The sequence below is a fragment of the Flavobacterium sp. genome (assembly GCF_034111225.1).
In the GTDB taxonomy this organism is placed as follows: Bacteria; Bacteroidota; Bacteroidia; order Flavobacteriales; family Flavobacteriaceae; genus Flavobacterium.
This window is the reverse complement of the sequence record NZ_JAWUXR010000006.1, coordinates 290305-309921: the sequence shown is the minus strand read 5'-3', so window position 1 is coordinate 309921 and position 19617 is coordinate 290305. Positions and strand designations below refer to the sequence as shown.

The following is a 19617-nucleotide window of genomic DNA, read 5'->3' as shown; positions in this document are numbered from 1 at the left end:
GTAATAAGCGCTTAGTAAAACCTGATTTATTTTAAGGCATAAATCTTCATGATTAGGAATTAATTGTGATACATAAATGTTTCCGTTTGTGTAACAAATGTTCCCCACTTTTATAATTATCAAAGCGGTAATGCTTAAATAAATTAGATACCCTATAATGTTGAGATTCATGATAATAAATTTTTAAGTGTTTTTTCAATCGTTTCTTGTTTAAATTCAAAACCATTGTCTAATAATCTTTTAGGAATTACATTTCTACTTTTTAAAACTAATTCTGGTTCTGTTTTTATGATTTTGGCTCCAAATTTTAATAAAGTTTTTGATAACGGAATACCAAATGGAACGCCAACTTCTTTTCTCAATTGTTTCATGAAGTCTTTATTTTGAACTGGATTTGGAGCAACTACATTTACAGCTCCAATCATTTCTTTCTCGATGATAAATTCAATTGCTCTAGCAAAATCTTCTTCATGAATGAAACTTACAAATTGATTTCCGTTTCCGTTTTTTCCACCAAAGCCAACTTGTGTCAATCTTTTTAAAGGAATAAAAGCGCCTCCTTTTTTACCTAATACAATTGAAGTTCGTAAAGCAGTTTTTAAAGTTTTTTTTGTTGGTACTTCAAAAAAGGTTTGTTCCCAAGCTTTGGCAACATTCATAGAAAAATCATCGCCAATTTCACCATTTTCTTCTGTCATTTGTTTGTCTTCAGAATGTCTGTAAATAGTAGCTGTAGATGAGTTTAACCAATGTTTAGGCGGATTCGTACAACTTAATACTGCAAGATTAAGTATTGCTGTGCTGTCTATTCGAGAAGCTAAAATGGCTGCCTTGTTTTCTTCTGTATAGCGACAATCAACTGATTTTCCTGCAAGATTAATTAAAACAGCTGTATTTTCTAATTCGGTTTCCCAACCAGTTAATGTTTTCGCATCCCAATTCACATATTTAATATTGTTTTTGGTTTCTGATTTTCCTCTGGTAAGAATTACAATTTCTTCAAATTTATTTTTAAAATGGTTTACCAAAACCTGACCTAAAAAGCCTGTTCCTGCCGCTATGATTAATTTATTTTTCATTATTTAGTTATGTTAAATTTAGATATAGAAAAACTACAATAGTTTATATATAAGTTGTAAAGTGCTATTAAAAAACAAAAGTAAAAGCATATGTTAAAAATGTATTTGAAAAATAGAAATACTAATATCCAATATATTATGTGTAATGCAAGTAATTTTTTGTTTATAACAATTGAGTAAATTGTAAATCCAATGGAAAGAATTATTTGGTATAGACCTAGAAAAATTAGATAGGGAATATCAATATTATTGTTAGAATTTAATATTTTACTTAATATGATTACAATAACAGCTATTGCTATTAAAGTGATATTTATATAAAAGCTTATTTTTTTCATGATTCTTTTTATTTTTAAACTTTCAGAAAAAAATGAAAGTTTTGATTAAATTTTTTTAATTTATTTCTTCATAATCTTTACAACTAGTTTTGCTAACCAATTGTCTTTGTATTCTGTAATCTTGTCCAAAACATTATCCGCTTTTAAAACGAAATCATAAAGTTTAGATGTTTGTTCTAGAAAATGTCTTTCTTCTTCTGTTTTATTAGCTTCAATTGATGAAACTTCTTTTAAAACTTTCAGGGCTGGTTTAATTTCTCTTTTACTTCTTTCTCTTGAAATTTTTACAGCTAATTCATCCAAATCTTTTTCAGCTGTAAAAAATTCTCTTCGTTCTCCGGGTTTATATTCTTTATAAACAATTCCCCAATCCATTAATGCTCTAATGTTCATAGAAGCGTTTCCGCGCGAAATTTGTAATTCTTCCATTATGTCTTCCATAGAAATAGCTTCGTTACTAATCATTAACAAAGCATGAATTTGCGCCATGGTTTTGTTAATTCCCCATTGTGAGCCTAAAGCTCCCCATGTTTGAACGAATTTATTTTTTGCTTCTTTGAATTCCATTTGGATGTTTATTTCTTTTTGGTTTAACAAAGATATATAAAAGTTTTTAAAGTTTCAAAAATAAATGAAAGTTTATTTAAAAAAAGAAACCGAAGTAGTTATGCTTCGGTTTCTAAATGTCTAAGAATCTAAAGTTCTATAACAATCCTGCACGTTTTAGCAATGCTTCTGGTTTTGGTTCTTGACCTCTGAATTTTTTATACAATTCCATTGGTAATTCAGTTCCGCCTTTAGAGAGCACATTGTCTTTAAATTTGGTAGCCACTTCTTTGTTAAAAATTCCTTTTTCTTGGAAATAAGCAAATGCATCAGCATCTAAAACTTCTGCCCATTTATAACTATAATAACCAGATGAATAACCTCCTTGAAAAATATGTGAGAAAGAAACGCTCATACAGTTTTCAGCTACATCTGGATATAGTTTTGTGTTTTCAAAAGAAGCCTCTTCGAATGCTTTTACACTTTTTATATCTTTCGGATCGTTACTATGAAAAGCCATGTCTAATAAACCAAAACTAATTTGGCGCATAGTGGCAATTCCTTCAAGGAAACTAGCGCTTTCTTTAATTTTTTCTACATATTCTTGCGGAATAATTTCTCCTGTTTGATAATGTTTTGCAAATAAAGCCAAAGCTTCAGGTTCGTAACACCAGTTTTCCATAACCTGACTTGGTAATTCTACAAAATCCCAATATACTGATGTTCCTGATAAACTTGGATAAGTTGTATTGGCTAGCATTCCGTGTAAACCATGGCCAAATTCATGAAATAAAGTGGTTACTTCATTAAAGGTTAGTAGTGAAGGCTTACTTTCTGTGGGAGGTGTAAAATTACATACATTTGAAATATGTGGTCTTTCGTTAACTCCATTTTTGATAAATTGAGGTTTATACGATGTCATCCAAGCGCCATTTCGTTTTCCTTTTCTTGGAAAGAAGTCGGTGTAGAAAAGTGCAACTAGTTTGTTTTCGAAATCTAAAACTTCAAAAGTTTGAACATCATCATGGTATTTTTCAATGTCAAAAACTTCTTTAAATGTAATTCCATATAATTTTTCAGCAATTGTAAAAGCACCGTTTAAAACATTTTCTAGTTTGAAATAAGGTTTTAGCTTTTCATCATCTAAGCTGAATAATTTTTGTTTCAATTTTTCCGAATAATAAGCTCCATCCCATTTTTCTAAAAATTCAATTCCTTCTATTTCTTTGGCAAAAGCAGTTAATTCTGAAAATTCTCTTTCAGCAGCTGGTTTTGCTTTTTCTAATAAATCATTTAAAAATGATTTTACTTTATCAGGATTTTGTGCCATCCGTTCTTCTAAAACAAAATGAGAATGCGTTTTGTAACCTAATAAATTGGCTCTTTCATGACGAAGTTTAGCAATCTTTAAAACATTTTCTTGATTGTCAAATTCATTATTTTGAAATGCTTTTTTTCCAGCTGCAATAGCTAATTCTTTTCTTAACTCACGATTATCAGCATACGTCATAAAAGGAATATAGCTTGGATAATCTAAAGTAAAAATCCAACCTTCAAGTTCTTTGTTTTTTGCTAAGGATCTTGCTGCTTCAATAGTTCCTTCGGGTAAACCACTTAAATCAGATTCATTGGTTAAATGAAGTTGGTAATTATTGGTTTCAGCTAAAACATTTTCGCCATATGTAAGTTTCAATTTGGCTAAATCTTTGTCAATTTCGCGAAGGCGAGCTTTTTTATCTTCATTAAGTAAAGCACCATTTCTTGCAAAACCTTTATATTTTTTATCTAATAAAGTCGCTTGTTCTGTAGTAAGGGTTAATTTGTCTTTTTGATCGTAAACTGTTTTTACTCTTTTAAATAAATCTTCATTCAAGGTAATATCATTGCTAAAAGCAGTTAATAAAGGAGAAACTTCTTGCGCAATTTTTTGCATTTCATCTGAAGTTTCCGCAGAATTTAAATTAAAGAAAATACTTGATAAACGATCTAAATTTTCTCCTGCAAAATCTAACGCTTCAATGGTGTTTTGAAATGTTGGATTGTCGGTATTTGCAATAACTGCATCAATTTCTGCTTTTGCTTTTTCTATACAAGCTTGAAAAGCAGGGTTATAGTCTGAAAGATTAATCTTACTAAACGGAGCAGAATCGTGTTTTGTGCTGAATTTTTCTAAAAAAATTGTCATAATATTTTGTTTTTACCGATAAAGTGTATAGTTTTGTCGATGAAATGATGATGTAGTTCGAAATTAAAGCCTTTTTGCCCCAAAAAAGAATTTTTTTTATAGTTGTCACTTAAATGTGAATAGATTTTCAAGAAGCTCCAGGGATGGAGCTTCATCTTTTTATAAACCTTCAGAAGCTTTAATAACCGCCTCTTTTAGACCTTGTTTGTATTGGATAATTTTGTCTAATACAGACTTGTCATGACTTCCAATAATTTGTGCTGCTAAAATACCAGCGTTTTTTGCTCCGTTTAATGCAACTGTTGCAACTGGAACTCCGCCTGGCATTTGTAAGATTGATAAAACAGAATCCCAACCGTCTATTGAATTACTCGATTTTACCGGAACTCCAATTACAGGTAATGGACTCATCGATGCTACCATTCCTGGTAAATGAGCTGCGCCACCTGCGCCTGCAATTACTACCGAAATTCCTCTTTTATGTGCATTTTGACTAAAATCAAATAATTTTTCAGGTGTTCTGTGAGCAGAAACAATATCTACTTCTACTTCAATGTTAAACCCTTTTAATATGTCTATGGCGTCTTTCATAACTGGCATGTCTGAAATACTCCCCATTATTACGGCTACTTTACTCATTTTGTATATTTATGGATTAACACTAATCACTCTAATCGTATTCTTTACTACTTCAGCAACTTTTCTTGCTTCTTCCATATTAGGATTAACAATCGTTACATGTCCCATTTTTCGAAACGGACGCGTTTCTCTTTTGCCATAAATATGCGGTGTTACACCATCAATAGCTAATATTTTCTCTATGTTTTCGTAGACTACTTGACCTGTAAATCCTTCTTCACCCACTAAATTTACCATAATACCAGCAACTTTACTACTTGTATTTCCTAAAGGTAATCCTAAAATAGCGCGAATGTGATTTTCAAATTGAGAAGTATAACTTCCTTCTATAGAATAATGACCAGAATTATGTGGTCTTGGTGCAACTTCATTTACCAAAATTTCATCAGCTTCGGTTTGAAACATTTCAACAGCTAATAAACCAACATGATTAAATGCTTCTGAAACTTTTAATGCTATTTCTTGTGCTTTTATTGCAACCTCGTTTGAAATTCTCGCAGGACAAATTACATATTCCACTTGATTGGCTTCTGGGTGAAATTCCATTTCAACAACAGGATATGTTTTTATTTCTCCATTTGTAGAACGTGAAACAATTACTGCAAGTTCGTTTTTAAACGGAACTAAATCTTCTGTGATGCATTCTACATCAGGTAATTTTACTAAATCTAAAGCAGAACGACATATTTTTACTCCGTTTCCATCATAACCAAATTGAGCACTTTTCCATACAAAAGGGAAATCTAGTGCATCTTTTGATAAACCTTCTCTTAGATCATCTAAGCCTACAAAACGTAAGTGGTTTGAAGTTGGAATGCCATTAGTAACATAATAATCTTTTTGTTTTCCTTTATTTTGAATTAAACGTAAGGTTTTTGGAGAAGGGAAAACGGGTAATCCTTCTTCTTCTAGCTTTTCTAAAGCATCAAGGTTTACATTTTCAATTTCAATAGTTAAGATATTAACCATTTTACCAAATTGATAAACAGTGTCGTAATCCATTAAACTTCCTTTGTAAAAAGCATTGCAGCCAAAACGTGATGGTGCTTCTTCACTTGGGTCTAATACTAAAGTTTGAATGTCAAGTTTTCTGGTTTCAGCTAAAAGCATTTTACCTAATTGGCCTCCGCCTAAAATCCCTAATTTAAAATCAGAAGAAAAGTAATTCATTTTGGTGTAGTTGTTTTTTTATTGAACCCAAGATTTTTCTTTGCTTGAGTAGTTGTGTGTTGTTGTTTTGTGCTACAAAGATACTTAAGCAATTATGAATTAACAATTGATAATTAACATTTTGTATCATTTTAATTTTTTTAAAATTTCTCTTGTACAAGCTTTGTAACCTGTTGATTGGTTTGGGTAATCTGCAGATATTATTTGTTTTAAATCAGGAATGATCCATTTGTTTGTTTTACTTAATTCATATAAAGCTTTCATAGCATATGCTTTTACAGCTACTTTTTCGTCTTTAATTAACCAGTCAAAACAGTTTTCAATAATTAATTGCTCTTGATTTTTCGTTAGAGTAATTTTGTTGCTTTTAGCTAAGAACATACAAATTCTTGACACTGGTCTTTTGGTATGGTCTTTAGTGAAACTCAAAAGTAGTTTACAAAAAGTGTTTATATAAGGTTCAAAGTAACTACAGTCTACTTCGCAGATTAATTCGAGTGGCCAAAAAGCTTTATGGTGATTTTTGTCGGCAACAGTAAAAGCAATTTTGACGAGTTCATCCATGTGTTCTGGATGGTCCATTACGAATGTTTTATTGCCTTCTCTAAAGCTTTTAGCCGCTTTTCCTTTTGTTATTCTAGTGTAGAACGGTATATTCATAAAATCAAAAATACAAATAAAACTAAAAACAAATCAGTACTAACTAACTACTAATTACTATCTTTGCCCCTTATTTTAATTTTTAAAATTATGATTCAGCTACACGACAAAAAATTTGAGGCTTTTATACAGGCTAAAGAATTAGATTTTGCTATTCAAAATATGGCAAAACAAATAGCAGCTGATTTTAGTAAAGAAACACCTGTTTTTATAGGAGTTTTGAACGGTTCCTTTATGGTAATGGCTGATTTAATGAAACATTACGAATACCCTTGCGAAGTAAGTTTTGTAAAGTTAGCTTCGTATGAAGGGACAAAGTCTACTAATAATGTAAAACAACTTATTGGTTTAAATGAAAGTTTAGAAGGAAGATCGGTAATAGTTGTAGAAGATATTGTAGACACAGGTAATACAGTTGAAGAATTAAAAAATATATTTAAAGAACTAAAAGTAAAGCATTTTAAAATTGCTACTTTATTCTTTAAACCAGAAGCTTATACAAAAGACATTAAATTAGATTATGTAGGAATTAGAATTCCTAATAAATTTATTGTTGGTTATGGATTGGATTATGATGGATTAGGCCGAAATTTAAAACACGTTTATCAATTAGCTACTAATACAAACACACACAACAACATGATTAACATCGTTTTATTTGGAAAGCCAGGTGCTGGAAAAGGAACACAAGCTGAGTTTTTAAAAGGAAAATACAATTTAGTACATCTTTCTACAGGAGATATTTTTAGATTTAACATTAAAAATAATACTGAATTAGGACAATTAGCTAAAACGTTTATGGATAAAGGCGATTTAGTGCCTGATGAAGTAACTATTAAAATGCTGCAAAGTGAAGTAGATAAAAATTTAGATTCAAAAGGATTTTTGTTTGACGGTTTTCCAAGAACAATTGCTCAAGCAAATGCTTTAGATGCATTTTTGAAAACTAAAGAATGGAGCGTAACAGCTACGGTTGCATTAGAAGCAGAGGATGAAGTTTTGGTTCAACGTTTACTAGAAAGAGGAAAAACTTCGGGTAGAGCAGATGATCAAGATGTTGAAAAAATTAGAAATAGATACCAAGAATACAATGAAAAAACGGCTCCTTTAATGAATTATTATAAAGAGCAAAATAAATTTCATGCTGTAAACGGAATTGGTTCTATTGAAGAAATTACAGAAAGATTAAGTACAGTAATAGAGAATTTATAAGAGTTTAAAAAATAATTTTTAAGCTTTAAACTAGAAATAATGACAGAAGGAAATTTTGTAGACTACGTAAAAATATATGTAGCTTCCGGTAGAGGAGGTAAAGGGTCTACGCATTTACATAGAGAAAAATTTATTGAAAAGGGTGGTCCAGATGGAGGAGATGGAGGTCGTGGAGGTCATGTTTATGTAAAAGGAAACAAAAATCTTTGGACGTTATTTCACTTAAAATTTGTTAGACATTTAAAAGGTACTCATGGTGGTGATGGTGGTGGCTCTCGAAGTACTGGTCATGATGGTGAAGATAGATATCTTGAAGTGCCATTAGGAACAGTAATTAAAGACAAAGAAACTGGAGAAGTTTTATTTGAAATTACAGATCATGATGAAACAAAAATTTTAGCTACAGGTGGAAAAGGTGGTTTAGGAAATTGGCACTTTAGGAGTTCAACAAATCAAACGCCACGTTATTCTCAACCTGGAATGCCATCTGAAGAGTTAGATGTTATTTTAGAGTTGAAAGTTTTAGCTGATGTAGGTTTAGTAGGTTTTCCAAATGCAGGAAAATCAACATTACTTTCAGTTTTAACTTCGGCTAAGCCAAAAATTGCAGATTATCCATTTACAACATTAAAGCCTAATTTAGGAATTGTTGCTTATAGAGATTTTCAATCGTTTGTAATTGCAGATATTCCTGGAATTATTGAAGGAGCAGCAGAAGGTAAAGGTCTAGGTCATTACTTTTTACGTCATATTGAACGAAATTCAACATTGTTATTTTTAGTTCCTGCAGATGCAGATGACATTAAGAAAGAATATGAAATTTTATTAGACGAATTACGTCGTTATAATCCAGAAATGCTTGATAAAGACCGACTTTTAGTGGTTTCTAAATCAGATATGCTTGATGATGAATTGAGGGTAGAAATGAAAGAAGTTTTAGATAAAGAGTTAAAAGGAGTTCCTTATATGTTTGTCTCATCTATAGCTGAAGATGGTTTAGTAGAGTTGAAAGACAAGCTTTGGAAAATGTTAAACGTTTAGGTTCTAAATAATATGATTATAAAAAAACCGACTAGCTTATGTTAGTCGGTTTTTTTATAAAGTTATTTGAAATTATTCAGCAGCTTCTGCATCTACAGAAATTTCTTCAATAGCGGGTGCTTCTAAAACACTCTCAGTTTCTTGATTTTTCTTAGCTTTGTTTCCACAACGATCACAAAGGTCAGTAATGTTTTTCAATTCTCTTGCTTGAGCAACAGTTCCTTGAAAAATTTCAGTAGTTCTGTCAGAATTGATATATCCACAATCTTGAAATAAGTGGAAACTTTTTCCTGATTTTGTCCAAAACACATGATTCACTCCATTGTTTAATCCTTCAACTTGTTCAGTTTGTTCTGTATATTGTTCTACAGATGGCGGATTAAAATCTGTTCCAGCAATTCCAGCAATTACTAATGCAACTGCGGCAATTCCTCCAATGATCCCTTTTTGTTTTCCATCTAAATTTTTGCTAGTAAATACAAAAATAACCAGAGGTAAAAAGGCAATTATTGCAACTACTAATCCTAATTGACTTTGCATGAAAAACATAAACTTGTTTTTCTCAGATGCAGGATCTAAGCGGTTAGATTTTTTCCATAAATAAGAACCTAATATTGCGAAAGCTAGATCCACCACTATTAAAACAATAACCCACGTCATATTAACTGGTGGTTTAAATAATAATAATATTGCGCCTATTTGAGCACCAATAGCACCAAGCCATGATAATGCTGCAAACATACGTAATTGAGTAGCTTTGCCTTTACTGTCTTCTGTAGGGACAAATCCTTTCGATTGAGAAACTTGTTCGTCAGCTCCTTCTATTTTTGTAATTTTTTTAGAACTCATTGGTTATTTTTTTATAGTTTAGTATTTGTATTTAACTTCAAAACGGGATAAAAATAAAAAAAAAAAGGAGTAATTCTTAAATACATCCATTATTTTTAAAAATTGCGCTTTATCACATTAATGCATTAAATGGTATTTTATAATTAAATTACGTTAATTATAAACTCAACTAAAAATCATTTTCTTATTTTTGAATCAAATTTTACACTTTGAAATATTACTTCTGTTTATTCTTTATTTCTTTTAGCCTCTTTTCTCAATCTAATTTTGAAAAGGGTGAAAAGTTATTTGTCCAAAAAAAATACAAAGAAGCAAAAGTGTATTTTAACAACAACCTTGAAGAACATCCGTCTGATTTAAAAACACTAGAGTATTTAGGAGATATTGCTGGAATTTATAAAGAATGGGATGAAGCTATTGAATGCTATGAAAACATAAAAAAGCAAAAGCCTCAAAATGCTAATTATCATTATAAATATGGAGGAGCTTTAGGAATGAAAGCAAAAGAGAGTAATAAGTTTGCTGCTCTAGGAATGATTGATGATGTTGAAAACTCTTTTCTAACAGCTGTAAAGTTGGATAAAACTCATATAGATTCTCGTTGGGCTTTGGTAATGTTTTATATAGAAATTCCTGCCATAATTGGCGGTAGTGAAAAGAAAGCACAAGTTTATTCTAATGAATTAATGCAACTTTCAAAAGTGGACGGATATTTATCTAAAGGATATATTGATGTATATTTTAAAAGATATAAGAACGCAGAAAAAAATTATTTAAATGCTCACAAAATAGGTAATTCACAAATTACTTTTGAAAAATTGTACGATCTGTATTTAAATAAGTTAAATGAGAAAACTAAAGCAAATCAACTAAAAGAAAATTTTAATAAAAAAATAGGTTAAAAGTTATAGGTTTAAGTATTTAAAAGGTGTTGTGCCAAAACTCTTAAACTTCTAAGCTTTTGATTTTTAAACATATACAATGAGGACACATTTCATAGCAATAGGCGGAGCAGCAATGCATAATTTAGCATTAGCATTACATAATAAAGGATATCAAGTTACCGGAAGTGATGATGCTATTTTCGAACCTTCAAAATCACGTTTAGATAAAAAAGGTTTGTTGCCAAATGAAATGGGATGGTTTCCAGAAAAAATAACTAATGATATTGATGCAATTATTCTTGGAATGCATGCAAAAGCTAATAATCCCGAATTATTAAAAGCACAAGAATTAGGATTAAAAATTTATTCGTATCCAGAATTTTTATATGAACAATCAAAAGACAAAACCAGAGTAGTTATTGGTGGATCTCATGGAAAAACGACAATTACTTCCATGATTTTACATGTCATGCATTATCATAATATTGAGGTCGATTATATGGTTGGCGCGCAATTAGAAGGTTTTGACACGATGGTTCATCTTACAGAAGACAACGATTTTATTGTCTTGGAAGGTGATGAGTATTTGTCTTCTCCAATGGATTTACGTCCTAAATTTCATTTGTACAAACCAAATATCGCTTTACTTTCTGGTATTGCTTGGGATCATATTAATGTGTTTCCAACATTTGAGAATTATGTTGACCAATTTAGAATTTTTACGAATCAAATTACGAAAGGCGGAATCTTGATTTATAATGAAGAAGATGCCACAGTAAAACAAGTTGCTGAAGAAACGGATAACCAAATCAGAAGAATTCCTTATACAACTCCAGCTTATACTGTTGAAGACGGTGTAACATTATTAGAAACTCCAGACGGTCCAATGCCAATTGAAGTTTTTGGTGCACATAATTTGAATAACCTTGCTGGTGCAAAATGGATTTGCCAAAATATGGGGATTGACGAAGCTGATTTTTACGAGGCCATTGCTACTTTTAAAGGAGCGAGCAAACGTTTAGAAAAAATCGCTGAAGGAAAAGGAAAAGTTGCTTATAAAGATTTTGCGCATTCGCCAAGTAAAGTTTCCGCAACTACAAAAGCAGTTAAAAATCAATATCCAGAAAGGAAATTAATTGCTTGTTTGGAATTACATACGTATAGTAGTTTAAATGCAGAATTTTTAAAAGAATACGAAGGCGCTTTAGAGTCTGCAGATGTTGCTGTTGTTTTTTATTCGCCAGATGCAGTAAAAATAAAACAATTAGAAGAAGTAACTTATGACCAAATTGCACAGTCTTTTAAACGTGACGATTTAGTTATCTATACCAATCCAACAGAGTTTAAAGAATTCTTATTTGCTCAAAACTTTGATAATTCTGCTTTATTGTTGATGAGCTCAGGAAATTATGGCGGTTTGAATTTTGATGAAGTGAAAGCGTTGATTGAGTAGTTTATTGTCATTGAAGTTTATCATTTCGACGAAGGAGAAATCACACAATGTTAATCACTGTTGCGATTTCTCCTTCGTCGAAATGACAATTATTCTTTCTTATACTTATAATGCCCAACAATCTCAAAATTAAACAAACAATCTTCTAAAACTTGTCCGCCACCAATGTTGTGAACAATCATAGGTCGTTTTCCGTCTTTAGACTTTAAATGTGTGATAATACCAATATGTGGCAATTTACCGTTAATCATCCAACTAACTATTTCACCCGTTTTGTAATCAGAAGCATTATCTGTTATTTTTAATTTTTCTCCTTTTCGTTCAAAAAAAACTTCCAAATTTGGGACTCTTCTGTGGTCAATATTTTTGTCGGTAGTTTTTAAGCCCCATTTTGTTAAGTTATGATATTTTGAAAAATTAGTTTTCATGTCCTCATGCACTTCTTTCTGTAAATCAACATCAAGTTTTCGATAAGCACGAATAATAACATCTGTACAAACTCCAGTTTTTGCAGGAACATCTCCATTTGGGTATTTTATTCCAACATAGTCAGGTGTGTAAACTACATCTGGATCTATAATAGAAATTGCTGCATTTGAAAGTTTTTGATAAAAATCAGTTGGGTTTTGAATTGACTTTATTTCTTGCTCAATTTCTATAACATGATTAGCCATTTTTCTTTCGGTTGCAAGAGTTGATTGTTCTTTTTGGCAACATAATAATAGTGGAAAAAAGAAGAAGATGAAATGCATTTTCATATAGTGTTTGTTTCTTAAACGTATTTTTCAAGGCATTTATTTTGAACGTATTAAAAAAAGAATTTACTTTGTTTTTATAAACGCCAAAATAAATTTTATGTACACGCCAATTAATCAGTGGGCCGAGGATGATCGACCACGTGAAAAATTCTTGCTAAAAGGAAGAATTTCTTTATCCGATTCAGAATTACTAGCTATTCTTATAGGTTCTGGATCTCGAAATGAAAGTGCAGTGCAACTTTGCCAACGCATTTTAGCTTCAACAAACAATAATCTAAATCTCCTTGGGAAGCTTTCAGTTCAGCAATTAATTCAATTCAAAGGAATTGGAGAAGCAAAAGCTATTTCTATTGCTGCAGCTTTAGAATTAGGAAGAAGACGTAGGACAGAAGAAGCAGTTGAATTATTAAAAATCACATCTAGCAAAGCGGTTTTCGAAATTATGCAACCCATTATTGGCGAATTACCACACGAGGAATTTTGGGTTTTATATCTTAATAATTCTAATAAGGTGATTTATAAATCGCAAATTAGTAAAGGTGGATTAACTGGAACACTTGTCGATACGCGAATTGTATTTAAAATGGCTTTAGAGCATAATGCAACTTCTATTATTTTATCGCATAATCATCCTTCTGGAAAATTGAAAGCAAGTGAAGCAGATATTCAAATTACCAAGAAAATAAAAGAAGCCGGAAGGAGTTTGGATGTTCAAATTTTAGACCATGTAATAATTACAGAGCACAGTTATTTTAGTTTTGCCGATGAAGGAATTTTTTAGAAAACATTAAGAAATAATATCTTTTCAATTCCCTATATTGCAGCTTATTAAAAAATTAGCTTATCCAATGATTATAAGTGCTGAAAATATTACTTTTTCATACAGTAAAGAGCAATCTTTTATTTTGCCTAACTTGTATTGTTCTGAAGGAAGTACAATCTTAATAACGGGTGATTCTGGTAAAGGAAAAACAACCTATTTGCATATTCTTGCAGGTTTGTTAAAGCCATCAACAGGGAGAATTCTTATTGATGGAACTGATATTGTTTCTCTAAATGAAGGGAAAAATGATAAATTTAGAGGACAGAATATTGGTTTGGTTTTTCAAAAATCACACTTTATTTCTGCTTTAACGGTTTTAGAAAATTTAGAAATGGCAAGTTGGTTGGCCAATGGTAAAAAGAATACGACAAGAGCAAAAAGACTTTTGGAACAATTAGACATTGAAAAACAAGCGCATAAATTACCTAGTCAATTGAGTATTGGTCAGCAGCAACGTGTTTCTATTGCAAGAGCATTAATTAATGAGCCTAAAGTTCTTTTAGCTGATGAGCCTACATCTAGTTTAGATGATAAAAATGCAGAAAAAGTAATTGAGTTGCTTACAAGTTTATCTAAAGAGTACAAAGCTGCTTTAGTTATTGTAACGCATGATAGAAGAATAAAAGAACGATTTATTAACCAAATAACGTTAGTGTAAGATGATAACAAAATTAGCATGGCGAAATATTTGGTTTAAGCCATTAAATACTGCTTTAAGTATAATATTACTAACTTCAAGTGTTGCAATTATTACCGTTTTGGTTTTACTTGAAAAGCAGTTTGAAGAAAAATTTACGAATAATATTGATGGTGTCGATTTAGTTTTAGGAGCACAAGGAAGCCCATTGCAATTAATACTTTCTTCGGTTTATCAAGTAGATGCACCAACAGGAAACATAAGTTATGATTCTGCAAAAGTTTGGATGCAGCATCCATTTGTAAAAAAAGCAATTCCACTTGCTTTTGGAGATAATTATAGAGGTTATAAAATATTGGGAACTACTCCTGATTATTTAGAAAAATACAATGCAAAGATTGCTGAAGGAAAATTATTTGAAAATAATTTTGAAGTAGTTATTGGTGCTGAAATTGCTAAAAAATTAAGTTTAAAGGTTGGAGATGAATTTTTTGGATCACATGGCGATGCTGCCGAAGGAGAAGTTCATGATCATTATGCTTATAAAATTGTGGGGATTGCAGAACAAACAGGTAAAGTTGTTGACAATTTAATTTTATGTAATATTCCAAGTGTATGGCAAATGCACGGCGGACATGAAAAAGCAAATCCGGAACACGGAGAAGAAGGTCATGTCCATGAAGATGGTGAAGAAAATCATGTAGAAGGTTTTACTTTAGATAAAAAAGGAATGGATATTACGGCTGTTTTGTTACAGATTAGAAATCCTATGGCAAAACTTACTTGGCAAAGACTTATTCCTCAAAATACAAAAATGCAAGCGGCTTCACCAGCATTAGAAATCAATAGATTGTTTGCGTTATTTGGAATAGGTATTGACGCACTTCGTTATCTAGCTTATGGAATTATGTTGATTTCTGGAATTTCAATTTTCATTGCTTTATTCAATACTTTAAAAGAACGTAAAGATGAATTCGCACTTTTACGGGTAAATGGAGCTAAGAGATTACAGCTTTTAAAGCTTATTATGATAGAAAGTTTATTGCTTTGTGTTGTAGGATTCGTCTTTGGTACGATTTTGGGAAGAGTAGCATTGATATTTATTTCAAACTCATCTGAGGAAGATTTTAAATTAAGTTTTAATCCTTATGAATTCATTTGGGAAAAAGAAGGCGTATTATTTTTATTAACAATATCAGTAGGTATTATTGCAGCGTTAATTCCAGCAGTAAAAGCCTATAATTTAAACATATCAAAAACATTAGCAAATGCGTAATACATTCAAATTTACTCTTGCATTATTAATTGCAATTACATTATTTAGTTTTAATACTAAAGAAACTAAAACAACATTTCAAAAACCGACAACTTCTGTATATGGAGATACTTTGACATGGACGTTATTAGGAAAAATTGATTATTTAAAAAAACCAGACAAGTTGTATGGTGAAGTAATGTTTCCTGTAATAAATCCAAAGTTAAAGTCTATGCAAGGGAAGTCTATAGTAATTACTGGTTTTATTATTCCTATCGACAATAAAAATTATGCCATTAGTAAAAATGTTTTTGCAGCTTGTTTTTTCTGTGGAAAATCAGGTCCAGAAACAATTATGGGAATTAAATTTAAAGGAGATTTACCTAAATTAAAAACAGACCAATATGTAACTTTAGTAGGAACGTTTCGTTATAATGATAATGATGTTGAAGATTGGATTTATCATGTTGAAAATGCAGTAATAACTGTAGGTAAATAGTACTGTCAATTGAAAACTTTCCAAAATAAAAAACACATATTTTTTGACTTAGATCACACCCTTTGGGACTTTGATAAAAATTCTGCGTTTGCGTTTGAAATTATTTTCAAGAAACACAATTTAGAAGTTTCTGTTGTGGAGTTTTTGGAGCATTATATTCCAAGAAATCACCATTATTGGAAGTTGTATCAAGTCAACCAAATTTCTCATGAAGATTTGCGTTATTATCGTTTAAAAGACGTTTTTGATGTTTTAGATTTTACGATAACAGATGAAATGATTCATCAACTTTCAGAAGATTACATCACTCATTTGCCAGATAATAATTTGTTATTTGATGGAGCAGTTGAGCTACTTAATTATTTAAAAGAGAATTATCATCTTCATATTATTACCAATGGGTTTAGTGAGGTTCAAGATAGAAAATTAAAAAATTCTAAAATTGAACATTTCTTCCAAACCATTACCAATTCAGAAATGGCTGGAGTTAAGAAACCACATCCAAATATATTTGAATTTGCATTATCTTTGGCTAAAGCTTCAAAAGAAGAGAGCCTCATGATAGGCGATAGTTTAGAAGCAGATATTGAAGGCGCATTAAGTTATGGGATAGATGCAATTTATTTTAATGAGCAAAATTCTAAAACTCTAAAGCCAATTCATCAAGTAAATCATTTATTAGAATTAAAAAATATTTTATAGTATGCAAAAAGTAGTATTTATTATAGCTGTTTTATTTACAATTAGTGTTTCTGCACAATCAAATTATGATGTAATAATTGTCCCTAAAAAATATTCTTTTTTAAATGAAGAGAATAAATACAATTTAAATTCTTTGACAAAATCATTTTTTGAAACAGAAGGGTTTAAAGTGTTTTATGCTGAAGACAATTTGCCAAAAGAAATTGCGAATAATAGATGTAACGTTTTGTTTGCAGATGTTGTTGCAAATAACAGTCTTTTTGTAAGCAAACTTGAAGTTGTTTTAACAGATTGTCAAAATAATATTATCTTAACAAGTTCAGAAGGGACAAGTAGAGAGAAGGATTATCATAAAGCGTATAACGAAGCTCTAAGGGTTGCACTTACGTCTTTGAGAGGTGGTTTAAAAATCAAGAATTTAAATGCTATTGAAAAAGTAATTGAAAAGCCAGTTGTTGTAGTAAAAGAGGTTGTTAAGGTGTCTGACGCTTCTGTAACAGAAGTTAAAAGTGCTAAAGATGGAGTTGTATATGCACTTCCAATTCCAAACGGATATAAAATTGTAGACAGCACTCCAAATGTAATTTACCTGATTTACGTTACATCAAACGAATCGGTATTTATTGCTTCAAAAGGCGAAATAAAAGGTGTTTTTATGAAGAAAATGAACGGCTGGTATTTTGATTATTATCAAAAAGATGTTTTAGTTTCTGAAAAAGTGGAAGTGAAGTTTTAGAGCTTAACTTTATTTTAATACCCATATTTATCTTTCCATCTATTTTTTAAGAAAGCACGTAATTCTCTTTCACGAGCATTATCTCCAGGGTCAAAGAATTTTGTTTCTGAAACTTCATTTGGTAAAAACTCTTGTTCTGCAAAATTATTAGCAAAATCGTGCGAATATTTATATTCATCACCATAGCCTAATTCTTTCATTAACTTGGTTGGCGCATTGCGTAAATGCAATGGAACTGGTAAGTCACCAGTTTGTTTAACTAATTGTTGCGCTTTACCAATTGCCAAGTAACTAGCATTGCTTTTTGCAGAAGTAGCCAAATATATTGCACACTGACTCAAAATAATTCTACTTTCGGGATAACCAATAGTTGTCACCGCCTGAAAAGCATTGTTAGCCATAATTAAAGCCGTAGGATTGGCATTACCAATATCTTCACTTGCTAGAATTAACAATCTTCGTGCAATAAATTTCACATCTTCACCACCTTCAATCATTCTAGCTAGCCAATAAACGGCTCCATTAGGATCACTCCCGCGAATTGATTTTATAAATGCCGAAACAATATCATAATGTTGTTCCCCAGTTTTGTCGTATAAAACCGTGTTTTTTTGAGCCAATTGCATTACTCTTTCATTTGTAATTACTATAGAATCCTCTTCAGTAGCATTAATTACTAGCTCAAAAACATTCAATAATTTTCTTCCGTCTCCACCCGATAATCGAAGTAAGGCTTCAGTTTCTTTTAATTCAATCTGTTTGGTTTGTAAATAGGTATCAGTAGCAATTGCTCTGTGTAATAATGCTTCTAAATCATCTTTCGAAAACGGATTCAATACATAAACCTGACATCTTGACAATAAAGCCGGAATCACTTCAAAACTCGGGTTTTCAGTTGTAGCGCCAATTAAAGTTACCCAGCCTTTCTCAACCGCTGCAAGTAAAGAATCTTGTTGCGATTTACTAAAACGATGAATCTCATCTATAAATAAAATAGGGTTTTTAGCAGTAAATAACCCGCCGCTTTGTTTGGCTTTTTCAAGAACTTCTCTAATGTCTTTTACGCCACTATTAATAGCGCTTAAGATGTAAAATGGCCGCTTACTTTCTTCGGCCATTATTTGTGCTAAAGTAGTTTTCCCAGTTCCAGGTGGTCCCCATAAAATTAAACTTGGAATAATTCCCTTTGCAATTTGATGTGTTAACGAACCTTGTTCGCCTACTAAATGCAACTGACTTATGTATTCCGATAAATTTTTAGGTCTAATTCTTTCTGCTAACGGTGCTTCCATTTGGTAAAATTACATTTTTCTGACAAAAGCGCATAACAAATTTTTTGGTCTTATCTTTGAGACTTGAAACGTATGAAAAAAACAAGTTTAGATAATCCGTTTGTTTTTACACCATCTGTAGTGTTATTGCCTTTACTTTTTGTATTGTCATTGTGGACTGTTTTTTGGGTAGAAAAACACTTTCATATCAGCTTGTCGCATTACGGAGTGTATCCCAGAGAAGCATTTGGTGCAAAAGGAATTTTTTTCAGTGCTTTTCTTCATGGCGATTTAAAACATTTAGTGAATAATTCGCTTGCTTTGTTGGTTTTGTTAGCAGTGCTACGGTTTTTTTATAGAGAACAATCGTATGGAGTACTTTTTTTCGGAATTATATTTTCAGGTTTAGGAACGTGGTTGTTAGGAAGGCCAAGTTATCATATTGGTGCAAGTGGATTAGTTTATGCATTAGTAAGTTTTATGTTCTTTAAAGGGATTTTTACCAAATATTATCGCCTAGTCGCTTTGTCTTTGCTAATTGTAGTTTTCTATGGAGGAATGGTTTGGTACATGTTTCCGAAAGTAGACGATGCTATTTCTTGGGAAGGTCATTTAAGCGGCTTCTTAACTGGAGTAGCTTTTGCATTGGTTTTAAGGACGCCACAATTTGCTAAACCCATATTATACGATTGGGAAGAACCTGATTTTAACCCTGAATTAGATCCATTTGTTAAAAATTTCGATGAAACAGGAAGGTTTAGCCCGCCACCAAAACCAGAAGAAGTCGTAAAGGAATACTTCACAACTTCTTTAAAGGTAATTTATAATTTTATTGGAATTAAGAAGGAATAATTTTTCTAAAACAAACTAAAATCAAAAT

At 31.2% G+C, this 19617-nt stretch carries 20 protein-coding genes; 11 read left to right on the top strand and 9 right to left on the bottom strand.

Features of this window, described 5'->3' with window-relative positions; translation table 11 throughout:
- Window positions 1-167: 167 nt before the first annotated feature.
- The 6 genes from UXY25_RS03550 to UXY25_RS03525 all read right to left on the bottom strand — a co-directional run bounded on the left by UXY25_RS03550 (window position 168) and on the right by UXY25_RS03525 (window position 6617).
- A complete protein-coding gene (locus UXY25_RS03550; RefSeq protein WP_320814621.1) occupies window positions 168-1079 on the bottom strand; it encodes a TIGR01777 family oxidoreductase in 912 nt (303 codons plus the stop codon).
- A gap of 398 nt (window positions 1080-1477) precedes the next feature.
- The gene (locus UXY25_RS03545) at window positions 1478-1984 is read right to left on the bottom strand and encodes a GbsR/MarR family transcriptional regulator (protein ID WP_320814620.1); all 507 of its coding nucleotides are present in this window, start codon (window positions 1982-1984) and stop codon (window positions 1478-1480) included.
- A 136-nt stretch (window positions 1985-2120) separates the two neighbouring features.
- Entirely contained in the window at window positions 2121-4148 is a 2028-nt protein-coding gene (locus tag UXY25_RS03540) for a M3 family metallopeptidase (protein WP_320814619.1), read from the bottom strand.
- 159 nt (window positions 4149-4307) lie between these two features.
- A complete protein-coding gene (gene purE / locus UXY25_RS03535; RefSeq protein ID WP_320814618.1) occupies window positions 4308-4787 on the bottom strand; it encodes a 5-(carboxyamino)imidazole ribonucleotide mutase in 480 nt (159 codons plus the stop codon).
- Window positions 4788-4796: 9 nt separating this feature from the next.
- Window positions 4797-5957, bottom strand: a complete 1161-nt coding sequence (locus UXY25_RS03530) for a 5-(carboxyamino)imidazole ribonucleotide synthase (protein ID WP_320814617.1) — start codon at window positions 5955-5957, stop codon at window positions 4797-4799.
- Between the two features lie 126 nt (window positions 5958-6083).
- Window positions 6084-6617, bottom strand: a complete 534-nt coding sequence (locus UXY25_RS03525; RefSeq protein WP_320814616.1) for a hypothetical protein — start codon at window positions 6615-6617, stop codon at window positions 6084-6086.
- Window positions 6618-6707: 90 nt separating this feature from the next.
- Between UXY25_RS03525 and UXY25_RS03520 the strand changes: the two genes are divergently transcribed.
- Window positions 6708-7829, top strand: a complete 1122-nt coding sequence (locus UXY25_RS03520) for an adenylate kinase (protein WP_320814615.1) — start codon at window positions 6708-6710, stop codon at window positions 7827-7829.
- Window positions 7830-7868: 39 nt separating this feature from the next.
- Window positions 7869-8870, top strand: coding sequence for a GTPase ObgE (obgE, locus tag UXY25_RS03515; protein ID WP_320814614.1), 1002 nt, complete (start codon window positions 7869-7871; stop codon window positions 8868-8870).
- A 72-nt stretch (window positions 8871-8942) separates the two neighbouring features.
- On the opposite strand, the gene UXY25_RS03510 is transcribed toward obgE, so the two are convergent.
- Window positions 8943-9719, bottom strand: a complete 777-nt coding sequence (locus tag UXY25_RS03510; RefSeq protein WP_320814613.1) for a hypothetical protein — start codon at window positions 9717-9719, stop codon at window positions 8943-8945.
- A 209-nt stretch (window positions 9720-9928) separates the two neighbouring features.
- Between UXY25_RS03510 and UXY25_RS03505 the strand changes: the two genes are divergently transcribed.
- The gene (locus UXY25_RS03505) at window positions 9929-10621 is read left to right on the top strand and encodes a hypothetical protein (protein ID WP_320814612.1); all 693 of its coding nucleotides are present in this window, start codon (window positions 9929-9931) and stop codon (window positions 10619-10621) included.
- A gap of 79 nt (window positions 10622-10700) precedes the next feature.
- Window positions 10701-12056: a UDP-N-acetylmuramate--L-alanine ligase gene (locus UXY25_RS03500; RefSeq protein ID WP_320814611.1), complete on the top strand. Its 1356-nt coding sequence runs from the start codon at window positions 10701-10703 to the stop codon at window positions 12054-12056.
- An 89-nt stretch (window positions 12057-12145) separates the two neighbouring features.
- Here the strand turns inward: UXY25_RS03500 and UXY25_RS03495 are convergent, their stop codons facing one another.
- Entirely contained in the window at window positions 12146-12730 is a 585-nt protein-coding gene (locus UXY25_RS03495) for a DUF1287 domain-containing protein (RefSeq protein WP_414601362.1), read from the bottom strand.
- Window positions 12731-12911: 181 nt separating this feature from the next.
- On the opposite strand from UXY25_RS03495, the gene radC reads away from it, so the two are divergent.
- From radC to UXY25_RS03465, 6 genes are read left to right on the top strand one after another with little or no spacing between them, the layout of a single operon-like run.
- On the top strand, window positions 12912-13595 hold the full coding sequence (radC, locus tag UXY25_RS03490; RefSeq protein WP_320814609.1) for a RadC family protein: 684 nt from the start codon (window positions 12912-12914) through the stop codon (window positions 13593-13595).
- Between the two features lie 37 nt (window positions 13596-13632).
- Entirely contained in the window at window positions 13633-14295 is a 663-nt protein-coding gene (locus UXY25_RS03485) for an ABC transporter ATP-binding protein (protein ID WP_320814608.1), read from the top strand.
- A gap of 1 nt (window position 14296) precedes the next feature.
- A complete protein-coding gene (locus tag UXY25_RS03480) occupies window positions 14297-15550 on the top strand; it encodes an ABC transporter permease (RefSeq protein WP_320814607.1) in 1254 nt (417 codons plus the stop codon).
- Window positions 15543-16028 carry a hypothetical protein gene (locus UXY25_RS03475; protein ID WP_320814606.1) on the top strand — a complete coding sequence of 162 codons (486 nt, stop codon included), beginning with the start codon at window positions 15543-15545 and terminating at the stop codon, window positions 16026-16028. The genes UXY25_RS03480 and UXY25_RS03475 overlap by 8 nt, the downstream gene beginning before the upstream one ends.
- Window positions 16029-16037: 9 nt before the next feature.
- The gene (locus tag UXY25_RS03470; protein WP_320814605.1) at window positions 16038-16730 is read left to right on the top strand and encodes a YjjG family noncanonical pyrimidine nucleotidase; all 693 of its coding nucleotides are present in this window, start codon (window positions 16038-16040) and stop codon (window positions 16728-16730) included.
- Between the two features lies 1 nt (window position 16731).
- Entirely contained in the window at window positions 16732-17466 is a 735-nt protein-coding gene (locus UXY25_RS03465) for a hypothetical protein (protein WP_320814604.1), read from the top strand.
- Between the two features lie 14 nt (window positions 17467-17480).
- Here UXY25_RS03465 and UXY25_RS03460 read toward each other — a convergent pair whose 3' ends face one another.
- Entirely contained in the window at window positions 17481-18758 is a 1278-nt protein-coding gene (locus UXY25_RS03460; protein ID WP_320814603.1) for a replication-associated recombination protein A, read from the bottom strand.
- Between the two features lie 72 nt (window positions 18759-18830).
- Between UXY25_RS03460 and UXY25_RS03455 the strand changes: the two genes are divergently transcribed.
- Window positions 18831-19589, top strand: coding sequence for a rhomboid family intramembrane serine protease (locus tag UXY25_RS03455; RefSeq protein WP_320814602.1), 759 nt, complete (start codon window positions 18831-18833; stop codon window positions 19587-19589).
- The last annotated feature ends 28 nt before the right edge of the window (window positions 19590-19617 follow it).